The organism is Duganella sp. BJB476 (assembly GCF_003416895.1).
Classification (GTDB): domain Bacteria; phylum Pseudomonadota; class Gammaproteobacteria; order Burkholderiales; family Burkholderiaceae_D; genus Rugamonas.
Map to the genome: position 1 here is coordinate 224,122 of NZ_QVIO01000007.1, position 17,893 is coordinate 242,014.

Below are 17,893 nucleotides of genomic sequence, written 5' to 3' on the forward strand. Positions count from 1 at the left end.
GCTCAGTCCTTGAAGACCGGCGTGGTTTTGCTCATGCCGGCCATCATCGCCGCCTGCAGGTCGGCCGACATCAGCATGGCGGCGTTCCAGGTGGCGTTGTAGTTGAGGCCGTCTGCCACCGAGTGGTCGCGGGCGTAGGTGATCATCTCCTTCACGCCGCGGATGGCCAGCGGCGCCTTGGCCGCGATTTCGGCGGCGATCGCGCGCACGCCGGCGCGCAAGGCTTCCGGCGTGTCGTACACGCGGTTGACCAGGCGGATCTCTTTCGCCTCGGCGGCGTCGACCTTGCGCGCCGTGTAGGCCAGCTCGCGCGCCATGCCGTCGCCGATCAGTTTAGGCAGGCGCTGCAAGGTGCCGACGTCGGCGGTCATGCCGATGTCGATTTCCTTGATGGTGAACCAGGCGTCGGCCGAGCAGTAGCGCATGTCGGCGCAGCAGATCAGGTCGATGCCGCCGCCGACGCAGGCGCCGTGCACGGCCGCCAGCACCGGCTTGCGGCAGCGCTCCAGGCTGGTAAGCGTGTCTTGCAGGTCGAGGATCACGCGGCGCAGGTTCTCGCGCGTGCGGCCGTCGCAGTCGTCGCGGATCTGCGGGCCCAGGCCCATCATCATCTGCAGGTCGATGCCGGCGGTGAAGGCCTTGCCCTCGCCTTCCAGGATCGCCACGCGGATCCCCGGCGTCGCGTCGATGTGCTGGAAGGCGCTGCGGATGTCGTTCCACATCGCCAGGTTCATGGCGTTCAATTTCTCCGGGCGGTTCAGACGCACGGTGGCGATATGGTCTTCCACGCTGACGGTCACGGTTTCAAAGCTGGGCATCGAGGTCTCCTGTTATGTATCGCTCAAGAATACCCCAGGTGGGGCGGCCGCAACAAGCCAGCCGCCCCATCATCTTTATTGCGGCGGATACGTCACGGTCAGCGTGTAGCTCGATGCGGCGTAGCCGTTCAGCAGCACGTAGGCGTTGCCGTTGGCGGTGTAGGACACGCTGCAGCTCTCGGTGCTGGTCGGGCCGTCGGACTTGCAGTCGTAGCTGGTGGTGCTGGCCGCGCCGGCCTTGCGCACATACAGGTCGGTGTCGCCGCTGCCGCTGAGCGCGGCCTTGAAGCTGCCGTTGGCGGCCACCGCATATGGACCGTAGGCGCGCGTCTGGCCCCTGGTCAGGGTGCCGGTGAAGGTCTCGGTGTGGTCGGCCGGCGGCGTCACGCCGGCGCCGTCGCTGCCCAGCTCGACCGCGTAGGCCAGCGCCATGCGCGCGAACTTGAGCGCATGGTCGGCCTGGCTGCCGGTGTTGGCGTAGGTGTCGTTGGCGGTGTGGATGTAGGGATCGTCCTCGCCCATCGCCGCCTCGAACGGCATCGACGACCAGTAGCCGGCCGAGGTCCACGACGCATGGTCGGAGCAGGCGTAGCCGCACTTGTCGTAGCCGATCTTCAGGGTCGGCAGGTAGGTCGTGATCAGGTTGCCGACGAAGGTGTTCTGTGCGCTGTCGGTGTAGTCGGTGTACAGGTAGATGTCGTTGACCGAGCCCTTGTAGTTGGTCATGTCGAGCTGCATCACGCCGACCACGTTGACGTTGTTGGCCTTGTGGTTCTGGGCGATGTCCTGCGAGCCGCGCAGGCCCACTTCCTCGGCGGCGTAGCCGATCATCTTGATGGTGCGGCGCGGCTTGTAGCCGCTGGCGATCATCACCCGCAACACTTCGGTCATGCTGGCGATGCCGGAGGCGTCGTCGTCGGCGCCGGGGGCCTTGGTGGTCTCGCTGGTGCCGGCCTGGTTGATCGAATCGAGGTGGCCGCCCAGCACCACCACTTCATTCGGGTTGTCGCTGCCGGTGATGGTCAGGATCACCGACTTCTGCGGCCAGGACGCGTGCGTGTACTGGGTCACGGCGATGTCGCTGCGGCCGGCCGCCATCGTGGTCCAGCGCTGCTTGAGCCAGTTCGACGCGTTGACGCCGTTGTTGGTGGTGTAGTAGCGGTTGGCGTAGGACGACATGTCGACGATGGTCTGGCCGATGTTGCTGGCCTGCATTTGGCTCAGCATGGGGTTGACCACGCTTTGCTGGTCGATCACATAGGACGGCCGCGCCGCGGCCAGCTGCGCAGCACGGCCCTGGCCTTGGGCCTTGGCCGGCGTCAGCGCGGCGATGCCGGCCGCCTCGCTGGCATGGAACATGAAGCCGCCGCAACGGCGCAACTTGCGGTGCACGGCGGCCGACAGCGCCAGCATCTGCTGCTCGTCGACTTCGACCAGGTGCAGTTTCTCCTGGCCGGCCGAGGCCGCGAAGCTGGCGCGGCTTTCGCGCGCCAGCGCCTGTGGTGCGACTTTCTGCAATTGCGCATAGGCGGCGTCGCCGACGCTGATCCAGACCTTGTCGGATTGGGCCAGCGCGGAAGCCGATGCGCCGGCGAATAAGCCTGCGATCAGCACAGCAATGATGCGAGTTGTCATTTCCATCTCCATGTCAAAAAAACATTATTAGGACAGGCAACGGTATGCTGTTCGAGGGGGCGAGTCAAAAAACTTGCGGAATTCGACATCCGGGCGGGAAATGTCCAGAGTTTAACAAGCCGCTAATGTGCTCGTGGCTTGCCGCGTCATCTATAATGGCTGTTTTCCCAAATTTAATCTGCCAAATCATGGAATTAGCCAAGTCTTTCGAGCCTGCCGACATTGAACAATTCTGGCGTACCGAGTGGGAACAGCGCGGTTACTACACCGCCACCCTCGACGCCGGCAAACCTTCTTTCAGCATCCAGCTGCCGCCGCCGAACGTCACCGGCACCCTGCACATGGGCCATGCCTTCAACCAGACCATCATGGACGGCCTGACCCGCTACCATCGCATGCTGGGCCACAACACCGCCTGGATCCCGGGCACCGACCACGCCGGCATCGCCACCCAGATCGTGGTGGAGCGCCAGCTGGACGCGCAGAAAATCTCGCGCCACGACCTCGGCCGCGAAGAGTTCGTCAAGAAAGTGTGGGAGTGGAAAGAGAAATCCGGCTCCACCATCACCGGCCAGATGCGCCGCCTGGGCACGTCGCCGGACTGGCAGCGCGAATACTTCACGATGGACGAGCCGCGCTCGAAAGTCGTCACCGACGTCTTCGTGCGCCTGCACGAGCAGGGCCTGATCTACCGCGGCAAGCGCCTGGTCAACTGGGATCCGGTGCTGGGCACCGCCGTCTCCGACCTGGAAGTGGTGTCGGAAGAGGAAGACGGCTCGATGTGGTACATCAAGTACCCGCTGGCCGATGGCAGCGGCACGCTGACCGTCGCCACCACCCGTCCTGAGACCATGCTGGGCGACGTCGCCGTGGCGGTGGACCCGACCGACGAGCGCTACCTGCCGCTGGTCGGCAAGATGCTGAAGCTGCCGCTGACCGACCGCGAAATCCCGATCATCGCCGACGAATACGTCGACAAGGAATTCGGCACCGGCTGCGTCAAGATCACCCCTGCGCACGACCTGAACGACTACGCCGTGGGCCAGCGCCACAAGCTGCCGATGCTGACCATCATGACGCTGGAAGCGAAGATCAACGACGAAGCGCCGGAAGCATATCGCGGCATGGACCGTTTCGTGGCGCGCAAGCAGATCGTCGCCGATCTGGACGCGCAAGGCCTGCTGGAACAAGTCAAGCCGCACAAACTGATGGTGCCGCGCGGCGACCGTACCGGCGTCATCATCGAACCGATGCTGACCGACCAGTGGTTCGTCGCCATGAGCAAGCCGGCGCCGGAAGGCACTTTCTTCCCGGGCAAATCGATCGCCGAAACCGCGCTGGACAAGGTCGCCAATGGCGAGATCAAGTTCGTGCCGGAAAACTGGAGCACCACCTACAACCAGTGGCTCAACAACATCCAGGACTGGTGCATCTCGCGCCAGCTGTGGTGGGGCCACCAGATCCCGGCATGGTACGACGACGCCGGCAACATCTTCGTCGCCAAGACCGAAGCCGAAGCGATCGCGCAAGCGGCCGCCAAGGGCAGCACCGGCCCGCTGCGCCGCGACAACGACGTGCTCGACACGTGGTTCTCGTCCGCGCTGGTGCCGTTCTCCACGCTGGGCTGGCCGGAAGAAACGCCTGATATCAAGGCCTTCCTGCCGTCGTCGGTGCTGGTGACCGGCTTCGACATCATCTTCTTCTGGGTGGCGCGCATGGTCATGATGACCGCGCACTTCACCGGCAAGGTACCGTTCGAGACCGTGTACGTGCACGGCCTGGTGCGCGACTCGACCGGCCAGAAGATGTCCAAGTCCAAGGGCAACACGCTGGATCCGATCGACTTGATCGACGGCATCGGCATCGATGCGCTGGTGGAAAAACGCACCACCGGCCTGATGAACCCGAAAGCGGCCGAGAAGATCGCCAAGGCCACCCGCAAGGAGTTCCCGGAAGGTATCGCCGCCTACGGCACCGACGCGGTGCGCTTCACGATGGCGTCCTACGCCTCGCTGGGCCGCAACATCAACTTCGACCTGGGCCGCGCCGAAGGCTATCGCAACTTCTGCAACAAGCTGTGGAACGCCACCCGCTTCGTGCTGATGAACACCGAAGACAAGGATTGCAGCGCCAGCGTCGCCGACCTGTCGAACGCCGACAAGTGGATCATCTCGCTGCTGCAAAAAGCCGAGCTGGACGTGGCCAAGGGCTTCGAAGACTACCGCTTCGACAACATCGCCTCGACCATCTACAAGTTCGTCTGGGACGAGTACTGCGACTGGTATCTGGAAGTAGCCAAGGTCCAGGTACAGAGCGGCACCGAAGGCCAGCAACGCGCCACCCGTCACACGCTGCTGCGCGTGCTGGAAGTGGTGCTGCGCCTGGCGCATCCGGTCATCCCGTTCGTCACCGAAGCGCTGTGGCAGGCCGTTGCACCGCTGGCCGGCAAGACTGGCGATTCGATCATGGTGCAACCGTACCCGATCGCCAACACCGCCGCCATCGATGAGTCGGCCGAGGCCTGGATGCAGCAGCTGAAGGCGCTGACCGATGCGACCCGCAACCTGCGCGGCGAAATGCAGCTGGCGCCGTCGCTGCGCGTGCCGCTGATCGTCGAGCCGACCAATGCGGCCGACAAGGCGGCGATGGAAGTGTTCGCACCGTACATCCAGTCGCTGGGCAAGCTGGCCGAAGTGCAGATCGTCGACGCGCTGCCGGAATCGCCGGCCGCCGTGTCCATCGTCGGCACGACCAAGCTGATGCTGAAGGTGGAGATCGATGTCAAGGCCGAGCGCGAGCGCCTGGCAAAAGAGATCGCCCGCGTTGAAGGCGAGATCAACAAGGCCAACGGCAAGCTGTCGAACGAAAGCTTCGTCGCCCGCGCGCCGGCCGAGGTGGTGGCGCAGGAAAAGGAACGCGTCGCCAACTTCTCGGCCACGCTGGACAAGATGCGCGAGCAGTTCGCCAAGCTGCCAGCCGCCTGATAAGTTCAGCTGTCTGACAAAAGCCGCCCGGTGCAAGCCGCGCGGCTTTTTTTTTCGCTAGCGGTCGATGCGGGTCGTCATCAGGATCGAGGTCGCGGTGCGCTCCACGCCGTCGAGCGCGCCGATGCGGTCGACCACGCCGTCCAGTTCCTCCACCGAGCCGGCTTCCACGCCGGCGATGAAATCGTATATCCCGTTCACCGAATGCAGCGTGCGCACATGGGCGAACTTGCGCAAGGCGCTTTCGATGCCGGGCGTCAGTTTAGGCGTGGCCGTGATCATCACCAGCGCCCGCACCAGTCCGGCGCGATAGTCCGCGCTGGTGCGCACCGTGTAGCCGATCACGACGCCGGAACGCTCCAGGCGGTCAATCCGGCTTTGCACCGTCGTGCGCGACAGGCCGAGCTTGCGCGCCAGATCGCTCGTGGTGGCGCGCGCGTTTTCGCGCAGCAGGGCAAGCAGTTGCTGATCGATATCGTCCATTTTTTCCTTTTGCCGAGATATTCGTCATTTTGCTCAGTATATTCCAGCAATTCGTCGGCTTGTGCAATGCAATTTGCCGAAACGGTACGCACAATGATGCTACTGAATTCGAGGAGAGTATCGATGCGTGACGTGATCATTATTGGCGGCGGCCACAACGGCCTGGTGTGTGCCCACTATCTGGCCAAGGCGGGCCTGAAGGTGACGGTGCTGGAACAGCGCACCGTGGTTGGCGGTGCGGCGGTGACCGAGGAATTCCATCCGGGCTTCAGCAATTCCGTGGCTGCATACACGGTGTCGCTGCTCAATCCCAAGGTGATCCGCGATCTGGAGCTGGTCAAGCATGGGTTGAAGATCGTAGAACGCCCGCTGTCGAATTTCCTGCCGCTGGACGACGGCCGCTATCTGAAAATCGGCCCCGGCAAGACCGCCGAGGAAGTAGCAAAATTCTCCCAGCGCGACGCCGGCCGCCTGCAAGCCTATGGCGAACATCTGGAAGTCGCCGCCGAACTGCTGCGCGACACGGTGCTGCAAACGCCGCCCAACCTGGTCCAGGGCAACTGGCTCAGCGCCCTGCCCGAACTGATCAAGGCCGGCGGCCTGGGCAATCGCATGCGCAAGCTTCCGCTGGCCACCCAGCGCGAGCTGCTCGACCTGTTCACCAAATCGGCCGGCGACTATCTGGACGGCTGGTTCGAGAGCGCGCCGATCAAGGCCGCCTTCGGCTTCGACAGCATCGTCGGCAACTACGCCAGCCCGTACACGCCAGGTTCCGCCTATGTGCTGCTGCACCATGTGTTCGGTGAGGTGAACGGCAAGAAAGGCGCGTGGGGCCACGCCATCGGCGGCATGGGCGCCATCACGCAGGCGATGGCCAGGGCGGCCGAGGCGCGCGGGGTCGAGATCCGCACCGGCTGCGGCGTAAGGGAAGTGTTGCTGGAAAAGGGTCGTGCAGTAGGCGTCGTCACCGCGCAAGGCGAGCGGCTCGATGCGCGGGTGGTGGTGTCCAATCTGAATCCGCGCCTGCTGTACACGTCGCTGGTCGATCCGGCCGCCCTGCCCGCCGACTTCCTGCGCCGCATGGAAGGCTGGCGCTGCGGCTCCGGCACCTTCCGCATGAACGTGGCGCTGTCGGAGCTGCCGGACTTCAGCTGCCTGCCCGGCAAGACGATGGCGGAGCATCATGGCAGCGGCATCATCATCGCCCCCACCCTCGACTACATGGAGCGGGCCTACCACGACGCCCGCGCGCTGGGCTGGGCGCGCAAGCCGATAGTCGAAGTGTTGATTCCCTCCACGCTGGACCCGACCTTGGCGCCGCCCGGCCAGCATGCCGCCAGCCTGTTCTGCCAGCACGTTGCGCCGCAGCTGCCCGACGGCGCCAGCTGGGATGAGCACCGCGACACCGTGGCCGACTTGATGATCGAAACCGTCAACAACTACGCGCCCAATTTCAAGCAGTCCGTGTTGGGCCGACAGATCATGAGTCCACTCGACCTGGAGCGCACCTTCGGCCTGGTCGGCGGCGATATCTTCCACGGCGCGCTGGGGCTGGACCAGCTGTTCTCGGCGCGGCCGATGCTGGGCCACGCCGACTACCGCGGCCCGATCGCCGGCCTGTACACCTGCGGCGCGGGCACCCACCCCGGCGGCGGCGTGACCGGCGCCCCGGGACACAACGCGGCGCACGAGATACTGCGCGACTTCAAGCAGAAAAAATATGCCTGATCACTGCGCCAGCAAGGCGGCGTAACGGTCGATGTCGACGTTGCCGCCGCTGATGATCACGCCGACCCGCTGGCCTTGCAGCTGGTCCTTCATCGCCCGCGCGGCCGCGAAGCCCAGGCAGCCGGTCGGCTCCACCACCATCTTCATGCGCGCCGCGATGAAACGCATTTCGTGGCGCAGCTGCTCGTCGCTGACGGTCAGGATATCGTCCACATCGCGCTTGATGATGGGGAAAGTCAGGTTGCCCAGGTGCTGGGTCTGCGCGCCGTCGGCGATGGTCTTGGGCGTTTCGATATGCACGATGCTGCCGCTGCGGAACGACTGCTGGCCATCGTTGCCCGCTTCCGGCTCGACGCCGTAGATTTTGGTCGACGGCGAAATCGCGCGCGAGGCCAGCGCCGAGCCACTCAGCAAACCGCCACCGCCCAGGCAGACGAACAGCGCGTCCAGATGCCCCACCGTCTCCAGCAATTCCTTGGCCGCCGTGCCCTGCCCGGCGATCACGTCCGGGTGGTCGTAAGGCGGGATCAGGGTCAGGCCGTGCTTGTGCGCCAGGTCGCGGCCGATCTGTTCGCGGTCTTCGGTGTAGCGGTCGTAGCTCACCACTTGCGCGCCATAGCCGCGCGTGGCGGCGACCTTCGAGGCCGGCGCGTCAAGCGGCATGACGATGGTGGCCGGAATGCCCAGCAGTTTGGCCGCCAGCGCGATCGCCTGCGCATGATTCCCCGACGAGAACGCCACCACGCCGGCGCGGCGCTGCTCGGGCGTGAAGCGCGCCAGCGCGTTGTAGCCGCCGCGGAATTTGAACGCGCCCATGCGCTGCATGTTCTCGCATTTGAAGAACACCTCGGCGCCCAGCTCTTCATTGGCGGTGCGCGAGGTGGCCACCGGCGTATGGTGGGCGTGGCCGGCGATGCGTTCCGAGGCGGCGAGCACGTCGGCGTAAGTTGGGAGTTTCAGTTCGCTCATTATGTTCCTCGTATTTTTTCTAGTCTTACCAGGGCCAGGCGATGCTGCTGCCCGTGCCAGTTGCCAAAGCGCGCCGTTGCAGCATGCGCGCCACCGAAAGGTCTTGCAGGGCGATGCCCGTCATGTCGAAGATGGTGATGGCGTCCGCCGCGATGCCGTGGCGCGCGGGCGCGTCGGCCGCCAGCAGCGCGCCGAATTCCTGCACCGGGGTTTGCGGCGCCCATTGCAGCTCGCCGATGCTGAGCGCTTGCGCCATATCGTCGACCCAGGTGTGGGCCAGCGCCAGCATGCCTTCCGGCAGTTCGCGCTTGCCGCGCGTGTCGCTGCCGACGCAGTTCAAATGGGTGCCGGGGCGCACGGCCTGCGCCGAGAACAGCGCGCCGCGCCCGGTGGTGGCGGTGATGACGATGTCGCTCGCCGCCACCGCCGCGTCGGCGCTGGCGCCGGGCGCGATGTCGCAGCGCTGCGCGAAGCGCGCTTCAAATTGCGGATCGCGGCGGCCGTCGGAAGTCAGGTAGCGCACGCGTTGCAGGCCGGGCAGCACGCGCAGCGCGTAATCGACATGCGCCGTGCCCTGCACACCGGTGCCGAACACGCACAGCGTCGCGCTGTCCGGCCGCGCCAGCGCCAGCAGGCCCAGGGCGCCGGCGGCGGCGGTGCGGGTGGTGGTGACGGCGTTGCCGTCGATCAGGCATTGCGGCCGTCCGCTGGCCGGGTCGAACAGCATGATCGTGGCCTGGTGGCCGTCGGCGCCGTGCTGGCGGTTGCCGGGCCAGAAGCCGGCCGCCTTCATGCCCAGCAGGTCCTGCGTCATCACGCCGCCGGACTTGATGCCGAACACGCCGGCAGGCAGCGCCTCGCGCACCAGCGGGAAGATGCGGCCGTCGCCGCTGGCGTGCAGCCGGAAGGACTCGCGCACGGCGGCCAGTACCTCGTCGGGCTGCAACAGCGCGGCGGCCTGGTCGCGGTCCAATAACAACAGCTGGGCGTTATCTGGCATCGTTGTACACCGTGGCGCGTGAGACGTTCAGGTAATTGGCGACGATATCCATGGCGCGCCGCACATCGCCCAGGCCGGATTCCTTGAGCTCGCGCATCAGCGCCTTGCGCTCGTCGGCTTTCAGCGCGCGCGGCGTGGTGGCCAGGCGCGCGGCGAATTGGTCGATGCGGGCGCGGATGGCGTCGGCGCCGGCCGGCTCCAGCGTCTCGCGCACGGCGGAATCGTTGTCGACCGCGCTGAACTGCGTCAGCAAGGTGTTCAGGCTGCGGAACACCGTCAGGTCGACGTTCATGCACAGCGCGGCGACGTACTGGCCCTGGCTGTCCTTGATGCCGATCGAGGTGCTCTTGGCGCGGCGGCCATCGGCGAAGGTGTTCGGATAGTTGGCGATCACCTGGGCGACGTCGGGATCGGCGGCGCGCGCCAGTCCCAGCTCCGTGGCCGGCGCGCCGATGGCGCGGCCGGACAGGTTGTTGTGGATCGCCAGGATCGCGTGTTCGGGATCGGTCAGATCGTGCAGCACCACTTCGCAGAACGGCGCCAGGGTCTTGCCCAGGCCGTCGGCGACCTGGCGCATCTGTTCGAGCAGATTATGCTGTTCGGGTGTTTTTTTCATTTACACATATTATCTTGTTTTAGATTATTTGTGTAAAAACCACGGAAATAGTACGATCGGTCATTTTCTTGCTACACTCTTCAGACAAAAATTCACCTGGAGACTCACATGCGTACTTTGAAATTCATCGGCCTGGCGGTTGCGGCCCTCCTGTCCATCGCCCCGGCCTTCGCCGACGACGCTTCGCCCATCGGCCTGTGGAAAAATATCGACGACGTCAGCGGCAAGCCCAAGGCGCTGATCCGCATCACCGAAAGCAACGGCGCGCTGCAGGGCAAGATCGAACAACTGTTCCGCGCACCGAACGAAGACCAGAATCCGAAGTGCGAAAAATGCGAAGGCGCACGCAAGGATCAACCGGTCATCGGCCTGGTGATCATGACCGGCCTGAAAAAAGACGGCGACGAATACAACGGCGGCGAGATCCTCGACCCGGACAACGGCAAGGTCTACCGCAGCAAAATGCACCTGACCGACAGCGGCAAGAAACTGAGCGTGCGCGGCTACATCGGCGTGCCGATGCTGGGCCGCTCGCAGGTGTGGGTGCGCCAGGAATAAACGCGCAGCAATCACCGCGCATAGCATTCCCGGCGCTGGCTTGCCTTAGGCGCCGGTCTTTTTCTGGCGGCGGGCGACCACGCCCATCAAGCCGAGGCCGGCGAACAGCATCGCATAGGTTTCCGGCTCCGGCACCGCCGCCACCGAGATATCCAGCCGGCCAAAGGCCTGCTGGTTATTGAAGTTCAGCGGCGTCCAGTCGAAATTGGCCGGCACGAAGTTGTTGTTGTCGACAAAGCCCTGATAGGGATTGCCGGTGACCACGTGCACCACGCCATGCTCGTCTATCCCCTGGTTCGGCCCCTTCTGGCCGCCGCCGATGCCGAACGCGGCATTGGCCACCGAGTAGCCGAAGTTGTTCTGCTCGGTGCCGGCGTCGTACACATGGCCGGCGCCGCCCAGCGCCAGCGACAGCTGGCCGCCGCCCGCCAGCGACGACAGGTCGATCGCCTTGGCGTTGTCATTCCCAATAAAGAAATCGTTGCTGAGCACGACCATCGCGGCGTAGCTCAGGTAGCGGTTGGCGCCGTTCAGGTCGACGTTGTGCAGCGTGTAGGTGCTGGTGGCGCCGGGGAAGCGCGGACCGTTCGGCAGCGTGGTCTGGCGGCCGCCGGTGACCTGGCTGGCGAAGTTGGAAGTCAGCACGCCGGCATTGCCGTCCTCGGCGGCGCGCTCGATCGCCACCGACGCCGCACTGCCCACATCGAAGCTGTCGAAGCTGCCGTTATGCAGGCCCAGCCACAGCGGCGCGACGCCCACACCGCCCACCGGCCCGGTATTGGTGAAGGTGAACGTGACGTCTGCCGCCTGGGCGGCGCAGGCGGACAGGCCGACGCTGGCGGCCAGCACGGCCTTGGCAAGAGTGTAAGGTTTCATCTGAGATCTTCCTTGGTTATGTGAACGGAACGCCGCGACTATGCGCGGCTCATGTTGGTCACATGACATCACTCAGCCCTTACAAACATTTCATTTTTATATTTTTTGTATCCGTTGTAAGGACGCCGCAGCGAACTCGACTAAGAGCGCCAGCGCACATACCGGCCCGGCCGGGCATGACATCGTGGACCACTTGCTTTTCGCATTCAGCGAAGGCTGCTAGCTGGTCCACTGTTTCAGCACAAAGGAAACATCATGAAATCCCTGCAACGATCCACCAAGACATTGTTTTATTCCGTCGGCCTGCTTGCCGCCGCCCTGCTGGCAGGCTGCGGCGGCGGTGACCAGGGACGCGATCCCATCCTCGGCCTGCCGGCCGCCACGCTGGTGTCGCTGGCGGTGACGCCGCAGGCGCCGAGCATCGCGCTGGGGACGACCCAGCAGTTCAGCGCCAGCGCGACCTATAGCGACGGCTCCACCCAAGCCGTGACCGCCGCCTGGAGCTCCGCCACGCCGGCCGTCGCCAGCGTTGCCGCCGCCACCGGCCTGGCCACCAGCGCCGGCGTCGGCAGTTCAGTCATCAGTGCCGCCTTCAACGGCAAAACCGCTTCGGCCACGCTGACCGTCACGCCGGCCGTGCTGCTGTCGATCGCCGTCACGCCGCAAAATCCGACCGTGCAGATTGCCGCCAGCCGCCAACTGACCGTGCTCGGCACCTATTCCGACGCCACCACCAAAGACCTGACCGGCAGTTCGACCTTCGTGTCGGCAACGCCTGCCAGCGCCACCGTCAGCAGCGGCGGCCTGGTCACCGGCGCCGCCCTCGGCACCTCGGTCGTCACCGCCACCAACGCCGGCAAGAGCGCGGCAACCACCGTCACCGTGCCCGGCCTGACCTTGACCAGCATCGCCGTCACGCCGCAAGCGCCGACCGTGCAGATTGCCGCCACGCGCCAGCTGGCCGTCATCGGCACCTATTCGGACTCCTCCACCCAGGACCTGACCGTCGGCGCGACCTTCACCTCGGCCACGCCAGCCAGCGCTACCATCAGCAGCGGCGGCCTGGTTACCGGCGCCGCATCGGGCAGTTCGGTCATCACCGCCAGCACCAACGGCAAGAGCGCGACCACCACCGTGACCGTGCCTGCCGTAACGCTGACCAGCATCGCCGTCACGCCACTGACCGCCAGCGTCTTGATCGGCGGCCAGCAGCAATTCGTCGCCACCGCCACCTACTCGGATAGCAGCACCGCGTTGGTCACCAACAGCGCAGCCTGGAGCTCGAACAGCCCGTTGATCGCCACCGTGGCCGCCAATGGCGTCGCCACCGGCGTTACCGCCGGCAGCGCCACCATCACCGCCACCATCGGCGCAAAATCGGCCAGCGCGACGCTGACGGTTGCATCCGTCATCGTACTGCCACCGGTTGCCCAGCCGGTCCCGCTGGGCGGCGCCGCCAGCTTCGCCGTCCTGGCCGGCACCTCGCTGACCAACAACGCCGGCGGCACCACGCTGATCACCGGTGACGTCGGCTCGCCGTCGCAAACCACCGATCCGACGCTGGTGGCCGGTTTCACCAACTACAAATCCGGCGCCATCCTGGCCGGCGCCCTGGCCGATCTGCAAACCGCCATCAGCAACGCCAACGGCCGCACTTGCGACGTCAGCTTTGCCGGCGACATCGACCTCGGCGGCCAGACCTTCGCTCCTGGCGTCTACTGCTACGCGGGCGCCATCAACATCACCGGCACCGTGACGCTCAGCGGTCCCGGCGTGTACATCTTCCGCACCGCGCTGACGCTCAACTCGACCGCCAATTCGATCGTCGCCCTGAGCAACGGCGCCACCGCCGGCAATGTGAGCTGGCTGCCGGTCGGCCCGACCACGCTGGGCGCCAACAGCGTCTTCAAAGGCACCATTCTCGGCCAGTCGGCCGCGATCACGGTGGGCGACAACACCACACTGCTCAATGGCCGCGTGCTGACCGCCGCCGCCGTCACGCTACGCAACAACCAGATCGCCAAATAAACGCTCACCTCTCAGGAACCTCATCATGACCATCGCTAAAAAAATCGGAACACTGAGCGCGCTAGCGTGCGCCATGCTTGCCATGCAGGTAGCGCAAGCGGAAGAACCCTTCGTCAACCCGGACTGGGCCAACAGCGCCTGGTACCTGGGCGCCGGCGTCGGCCGCTCGCGCGCCAACATCGACCAGCAGCGTTTGACCAGCAGCCTGCAAGCGAACGGCGCCAGCGTCACCGCCTTCAACACGGACGAGCGCGACACCGGTTACAAGCTGTTTGTCGGCAAGCAGCTGAACCGCTACCTGGCACTGGAGCTGGGTTACTTCGACCTGGGTAAATTCGGCTTCAACGCCACCACTTCCGGCAACGGCACGCTCAACGGCGAGGCCGGCTTCCGCGGCGCCAACCTGGACTTGCTGGCACAACTGCCACTGACCGAGCGGCTGTCGCTGCTGGGCCGGGTGGGCGCGAACTACGCCAAGACCAGCACGCATTTCAGCGGCAACCGCCTGGCGGCGGTCACCGGTCCCGATCAGAGCGAACACAAGTTCAACCCCAAGGCCGGCCTGGGCCTGGAATACAAGCTGAGCGAAGCCCTGGCACTGCGCGGCGAAGTGGAGCGCTACCGCCTCAACGACGCCGTCGGCAATCGCGGCAATGTCGACCTGCTGTCGGTCAGCCTGGTCTACAAGCTGGGCCGGCCGGCGCACAGCGCGCCGGTCTATGTGCCGCCGCCGGCCGCCGAACCGGCGCCGCCACCGCCTGCGGTAACGCCGCTGCCGCCGCCTCCGCCGCCGAAAGCACCGCAGCCGACGTCGGAGAAAGTCTCGTTCGCCGCGGAAGCGCTGTTTGACTTCGACAAGTCGGCCGTCAAGCCGGACGGCAAGGCCGCGCTGGACCAGCTACTGGTGCAGCTGCAAGGCATGAACACCGAGGTGATGGTCACCGTCGGCCATACCGACTCGGTGGGCGCGAGCGATTACAACCAGAAGCTGTCGCTGCGCCGCGCCGAAGCGGTCAAGGCCTATCTGGTGAGCAAGGGCGTGGACGCCTCGCGCATCTACACCGAGGGCAAGGGCGAGACCCAGCCGCTGGCCGACAACCGCACGGCCGAAGGCCGCGCCAAGAACCGCCGCGTGACGGTCGAAGTGGTCGGTACCCGTACCGTCGCGAAGTAAGCCAGGACGGGACGCCTCTACTATCCACGCTGCGGCAGAGCGTGGATAGCAGGGGGCGTCCCCTCGCTCATTCCCAAATAATCAGGTTCCGCGCGACTCGCGCTGGATCTTGCTGATGTGGCGGTCCAGGCTGTTGGCGAAGTTCTGCCGGTCGCCCTGGTTGAACGCGGCCGGACCGCCGGTGTCGACGCCGCTGCCGCGCAGCTCGTCCATGAAGGCGCGCATGGTCAGCATCTGCGCGATGTTGTCATTGGTGTAGAACTCGCCGCGCGGGTTGAGCGCGTAGCCGCCCTTCTTCAGCACGTCCGACGCCAGCGGGATGTCGCCGGTGACGACCAGGTCGCCCGGCGCCAGCAGGCGCACGATTTCCTGGTCGGCCACGTCGGCGCCGGACGGCACTTGCACCGAGCGGATGTGGCGCGACGGCGGCACCCGCAGCAATTGATTGGCCACCAGCGTAACCTGCAGCGGCACGCGGTCGGCCACGCGGTAGAGGATGTCCTTGATGACCGCCGGGCAGGCGTCGGCGTCGACCCAGATCTGCATCACAGGTCCCACAATTCGCCGTTGGGGTTGGTGCGCGGCGGCGTGACGCCGAAGTGCTTGTAGGCGGCCGGCGTGGCGACACGGCCGCGCGGTGTGCGTTGCAAAAAGCCTTGCTGGATCAGGTAGGGTTCCAGCACGTCTTCGATGGTATCGGCCGCTTCGCCGATGGCCGCCGCCAGGTTGCCGATGCCGACCGGGCCGCCGCCAAACTTGTACAGCACCGCTTCGAGCAGCTTGCGGTCCATGACGTCGAAGCCGACGGTGTCGACGTCGAGCATGACCAGCGCGGCATCGGCGGTGGCCTTGGTGATGTCGCCATTGCTCTTGACTTCGGCGTAGTCGCGCACGCGGCGCAGCAGGCGGTTGGCGATACGCGGCGTGCCGCGCGCGCGGCGGGCGATCTCGACCGCGCCGTCGGGCGCGATGTTTGCCTTCAACAGCGCGGCGCTGCGGGTGACGATCTTGGTCAGTTCCTCGGTGTTGTAGAACTCCAGGCGGGCGACGATGCCGAAGCGGTCGCGTAGCGGGTTGGTCAGCATGCCGGCGCGGGTGGTGGCGCCGACCAGCGTGAACGGTTGCAGGTCCAGCTTGACGGAGCGCGCGGCCGGGCCTTCGCCGATCATGATGTCGATCTGGTAGTCTTCCAGCGCCGGGTACAGGATCTCTTCGACCACCGGCGACAGGCGGTGGATTTCGTCGATGAACAGGACGTCGTTGGCTTCCAGGTTGGTCAGGATGGCGGCCAGGTCGCCCGGGCGCTCCAGCACCGGGCCGGAAGTCTGGCGCAGGTTGACGCCCATCTCGCGGGCAATGATGTTGGCCAACGTGGTCTTGCCCAGGCCGGGCGGGCCGAACAGCAGCGTGTGGTCCAACGCCTCCTTGCGGTTGCGGGCGGCGGCGATGAAGATTTCCAGCTGGTCGCGGATCTTGGACTGGCCGACGTATTCATCGAGATGCTTGGGGCGCAAAGCGCGCTCGATCGCTTCCTCATTCGGCGACGATGGCGCCGCGTCGATGATGCGTTGTTCGGTGAAGCTGTCGGTCTGGATGCTCATGCAGTTGCTGGTTGCCTAATCAAGTTTCGGTGGTGTTTGCAGTATGCGGGTGATGTAATTATGTATCTGTCTTTTGCTTATCCGGAGTAGGCGCAGTTCCCGCTCAGTCAGCATACGGTAAGGAAGGCACTCTAATTCCGGCGGGGAGTCTATTTTCACCACTAGTGATTCTACCTTGCCTTCATCCATCAACTGCTTCCAAGCCCTCAATGATCCTTTCAGCCGTGCGAGCTCGGCTGAGAAATCGGGCTTCTGACGCGGTAAGGGATTCGAATCCGAAGCCGAACCGCTGCCGCCACCAATATTCGATGTGTCCATGCTGCCTCCGTAGCTCTGAGAGGAAGTCATCTACCAGCAAATAGTTTAGTCCAATTAAAACTCGCCCACTGAAAATCACTTGGCGTTGCAGCCGTTCGTATCCGCTTGCACCAGCGCGTTTCAGCTTATTTGCCTGAACTATTCTACGCTCCCAAGGCCACCTCAGAAGAGCAGAGATAGTCCTCGCCATCGCATCAGGCATGACGTTGACACCAGACGCCTCCGTCGTACGCACACTCACCAATACAGGGGCTTGCGCATCAAAACGCTTCCAAAGCTGCTCCAGCACTTGAAAAGAAATCGCATCGGCAACCAACTCCATCGCCGCCCATGTATCTCCTGCCGTGGCTGCTGGATAAGCATGATGCGTCTTGACGAAATTCTCCGACGCGTGAATGTAAACGGGTGGGAAATGGTTCCAGGGAAAGCGTGTTGCTTGGCGCATGATCGGCGGCTCCGCTTGGCTCGATGGTCGAGCTTAGGCGGAGGCGCCTGCGATTCGATTGAGGCGTGTCAGCCTTTGGACAGCGCCTTCAATGCCTGCTTGATGCCGTCCGAAACGCCGCTGCCGGCGGGAACGGTCTTCAATGCCAGCAAGGCTTCCTTGTCGGAGTAGCCCAGCGCCAGCAGCGCGTTCAGGATGTCGGACTGCGAGTCCGGCACGGCGTGCGCGCCGCCGGCGCCCAGGTCCGCGCCCAGCTTGCCCTTCAGTTCCAGCAGCAAGCGCTCGGCGGTCTTCTTGCCAATGCCGGGCACCTTGATCAGGCGGCCCGACTCCTGCAAGGTCACCGCCTGCGCCAGGTCGGCGATCGACATGCCGGACAGGATGGACAGCGCGGTGCGGGCGCCGACGCCGGTGATCTTGATCAACTGGCGGAACACCGCCCGCTCCTCGGCGTTGCCGAAGCCGAACAGCAGGTGCGCATCCTCGCGGATCGCCTGGTGCGTGAACAGCACCACTTTCTCGCCGACGCCGGGCAGGTTGTAGAAGGTGCTCATCGGCACATCGACTTCGTAGCCGACGCCGCCGCAGTCAACCAGCAGTTGCGGCGGATTTTTTTCAAGCAGAATACCGGAGAGACGACCGATCATCGTGTGATTGCCT

At 64.9% G+C, this 17,893-nt stretch carries 16 protein-coding genes; 5 read left to right on the forward strand and 11 right to left on the reverse strand.

Translation table 11 applies throughout. The annotated features are described in order from the left end of the window. Nucleotides 1-2 precede the first annotated feature (2 nt). Both D0T21_RS25095 and D0T21_RS25100 read right to left on the reverse strand, forming a co-directional pair. Nucleotides 3-818: a crotonase/enoyl-CoA hydratase family protein gene (locus D0T21_RS25095; RefSeq protein ID WP_116992333.1), complete on the reverse strand. Its 816-nt coding sequence runs from the start codon at nucleotides 816-818 to the stop codon at nucleotides 3-5. Nucleotides 819-893: 75 nt separating this feature from the next. Next, nucleotides 894-2,453, reverse strand: coding sequence for a M20/M25/M40 family metallo-hydrolase (locus D0T21_RS25100; RefSeq protein WP_116992332.1), 1,560 nt, complete (start codon nucleotides 2,451-2,453; stop codon nucleotides 894-896). Nucleotides 2,454-2,641: 188 nt separating this feature from the next. Here D0T21_RS25100 and D0T21_RS25105 point away from each other — a divergent pair, with 188 nt between their 5' ends. Beyond that, a complete protein-coding gene (locus D0T21_RS25105) occupies nucleotides 2,642-5,437 on the forward strand; it encodes a valine--tRNA ligase (RefSeq protein ID WP_116992331.1) in 2,796 nt (931 codons plus the stop codon). A 57-nt stretch (nucleotides 5,438-5,494) separates the two neighbouring features. On the opposite strand, the gene D0T21_RS25110 is transcribed toward D0T21_RS25105, so the two are convergent. After that, entirely contained in the window at nucleotides 5,495-5,920 is a 426-nt protein-coding gene (locus tag D0T21_RS25110) for an Lrp/AsnC family transcriptional regulator (protein ID WP_116992330.1), read from the reverse strand. A gap of 123 nt (nucleotides 5,921-6,043) precedes the next feature. On the opposite strand from D0T21_RS25110, the gene D0T21_RS25115 reads away from it, so the two are divergent. Next, nucleotides 6,044-7,648: an NAD(P)/FAD-dependent oxidoreductase gene (locus tag D0T21_RS25115; protein WP_116992329.1), complete on the forward strand. Its 1,605-nt coding sequence runs from the start codon at nucleotides 6,044-6,046 to the stop codon at nucleotides 7,646-7,648. On the opposite strand, the gene D0T21_RS25120 is transcribed toward D0T21_RS25115, so the two are convergent. From D0T21_RS25120 to D0T21_RS25130, 3 genes are read right to left on the reverse strand one after another with little or no spacing between them, the layout of a single operon-like run. Next, nucleotides 7,649-8,617, reverse strand: coding sequence for a threo-3-hydroxy-L-aspartate ammonia-lyase (locus D0T21_RS25120; RefSeq protein WP_116992328.1), 969 nt, complete (start codon nucleotides 8,615-8,617; stop codon nucleotides 7,649-7,651). A gap of 25 nt (nucleotides 8,618-8,642) precedes the next feature. Next, entirely contained in the window at nucleotides 8,643-9,617 is a 975-nt protein-coding gene (locus D0T21_RS25125) for an ornithine cyclodeaminase family protein (protein WP_116992327.1), read from the reverse strand. Continuing rightward, nucleotides 9,607-10,233: a transcriptional regulator gene (locus tag D0T21_RS25130; protein WP_116992326.1), complete on the reverse strand. Its 627-nt coding sequence runs from the start codon at nucleotides 10,231-10,233 to the stop codon at nucleotides 9,607-9,609. The genes D0T21_RS25125 and D0T21_RS25130 overlap by 11 nt, the downstream gene beginning before the upstream one ends. Nucleotides 10,234-10,341: 108 nt before the next feature. Here D0T21_RS25130 and D0T21_RS25135 point away from each other — a divergent pair, with 108 nt between their 5' ends. Next, the gene (locus D0T21_RS25135) at nucleotides 10,342-10,791 is read left to right on the forward strand and encodes a DUF2147 domain-containing protein (protein WP_199538565.1); all 450 of its coding nucleotides are present in this window, start codon (nucleotides 10,342-10,344) and stop codon (nucleotides 10,789-10,791) included. A gap of 45 nt (nucleotides 10,792-10,836) precedes the next feature. Here D0T21_RS25135 and D0T21_RS25140 read toward each other — a convergent pair whose 3' ends face one another. Further along, a complete protein-coding gene (locus D0T21_RS25140; protein ID WP_116992325.1) occupies nucleotides 10,837-11,667 on the reverse strand; it encodes a spondin domain-containing protein in 831 nt (276 codons plus the stop codon). A 255-nt stretch (nucleotides 11,668-11,922) separates the two neighbouring features. On the opposite strand from D0T21_RS25140, the gene D0T21_RS25145 reads away from it, so the two are divergent. Both D0T21_RS25145 and D0T21_RS25150 read left to right on the forward strand, forming a co-directional pair. Next, nucleotides 11,923-13,695 carry an Ig-like domain-containing protein gene (locus D0T21_RS25145; RefSeq protein ID WP_229211633.1) on the forward strand — a complete coding sequence of 591 codons (1,773 nt, stop codon included), beginning with the start codon at nucleotides 11,923-11,925 and terminating at the stop codon, nucleotides 13,693-13,695. Between the two features lie 25 nt (nucleotides 13,696-13,720). After that, complete coding sequence (locus tag D0T21_RS25150) at nucleotides 13,721-14,869, forward strand: OmpA family protein (RefSeq protein ID WP_116992324.1); 1,149 nt, start codon at nucleotides 13,721-13,723, stop codon at nucleotides 14,867-14,869. Nucleotides 14,870-14,950: 81 nt separating this feature from the next. On the opposite strand, the gene D0T21_RS25155 is transcribed toward D0T21_RS25150, so the two are convergent. From D0T21_RS25155 to ruvA, 4 genes are all read right to left on the reverse strand, one after another. Further along, entirely contained in the window at nucleotides 14,951-15,415 is a 465-nt protein-coding gene (locus D0T21_RS25155) for a YaiI/YqxD family protein (RefSeq protein ID WP_116992323.1), read from the reverse strand. Continuing rightward, nucleotides 15,415-16,470, reverse strand: coding sequence for a Holliday junction branch migration DNA helicase RuvB (gene ruvB, locus D0T21_RS25160; protein ID WP_116992322.1), 1,056 nt, complete (start codon nucleotides 16,468-16,470; stop codon nucleotides 15,415-15,417). Before ruvB ends, D0T21_RS25155 begins: the two co-directional genes overlap by 1 nt. 181 nt (nucleotides 16,471-16,651) lie before the next feature. Continuing rightward, nucleotides 16,652-17,233, reverse strand: a complete 582-nt coding sequence (locus tag D0T21_RS25165; RefSeq protein WP_116992321.1) for a hypothetical protein — start codon at nucleotides 17,231-17,233, stop codon at nucleotides 16,652-16,654. 68 nt (nucleotides 17,234-17,301) lie between these two features. Then, on the reverse strand, nucleotides 17,302-17,880 hold the full coding sequence (gene ruvA, locus D0T21_RS25170) for a Holliday junction branch migration protein RuvA (protein WP_116992320.1): 579 nt from the start codon (nucleotides 17,878-17,880) through the stop codon (nucleotides 17,302-17,304). Nucleotides 17,881-17,893 lie beyond the last annotated feature (13 nt).

Coding starts and splice junctions, on each gene's coding strand:
- D0T21_RS25095 (WP_116992333.1), bottom strand. CDS start 818: ATGCCCAGCTTTGAAACCGTGACCGTCAGCGTGGAAGACCATATCGCC.
- D0T21_RS25100 (WP_116992332.1), bottom strand. CDS start 2,453: ATGACAACTCGCATCATTGCTGTGCTGATCGCAGGCTTATTCGCCGGC.
- D0T21_RS25105 (WP_116992331.1), top strand. CDS start 2,642: ATGGAATTAGCCAAGTCTTTCGAGCCTGCCGACATTGAACAATTCTGG.
- D0T21_RS25110 (WP_116992330.1), bottom strand. CDS start 5,920: ATGGACGATATCGATCAGCAACTGCTTGCCCTGCTGCGCGAAAACGCG.
- D0T21_RS25115 (WP_116992329.1), top strand. CDS start 6,044: ATGCGTGACGTGATCATTATTGGCGGCGGCCACAACGGCCTGGTGTGT.
- D0T21_RS25120 (WP_116992328.1), bottom strand. CDS start 8,617: ATGAGCGAACTGAAACTCCCAACTTACGCCGACGTGCTCGCCGCCTCG.
- D0T21_RS25125 (WP_116992327.1), bottom strand. CDS start 9,617: ATGCCAGATAACGCCCAGCTGTTGTTATTGGACCGCGACCAGGCCGCC.
- D0T21_RS25130 (WP_116992326.1), bottom strand. CDS start 10,233: ATGAAAAAAACACCCGAACAGCATAATCTGCTCGAACAGATGCGCCAG.
- D0T21_RS25135 (WP_199538565.1), top strand. CDS start 10,342: ATGCGTACTTTGAAATTCATCGGCCTGGCGGTTGCGGCCCTCCTGTCC.
- D0T21_RS25140 (WP_116992325.1), bottom strand. CDS start 11,667: ATGAAACCTTACACTCTTGCCAAGGCCGTGCTGGCCGCCAGCGTCGGC.
- D0T21_RS25145 (WP_229211633.1), top strand. CDS start 11,923: ATGAAATCCCTGCAACGATCCACCAAGACATTGTTTTATTCCGTCGGC.
- D0T21_RS25150 (WP_116992324.1), top strand. CDS start 13,721: ATGACCATCGCTAAAAAAATCGGAACACTGAGCGCGCTAGCGTGCGCC.
- D0T21_RS25155 (WP_116992323.1), bottom strand. CDS start 15,415: ATGCAGATCTGGGTCGACGCCGACGCCTGCCCGGCGGTCATCAAGGAC.
- ruvB (WP_116992322.1), bottom strand. CDS start 16,470: ATGAGCATCCAGACCGACAGCTTCACCGAACAACGCATCATCGACGCG.
- D0T21_RS25165 (WP_116992321.1), bottom strand. CDS start 17,233: ATGCGCCAAGCAACACGCTTTCCCTGGAACCATTTCCCACCCGTTTAC.
- ruvA (WP_116992320.1), bottom strand. CDS start 17,880: ATGATCGGTCGTCTCTCCGGTATTCTGCTTGAAAAAAATCCGCCGCAA.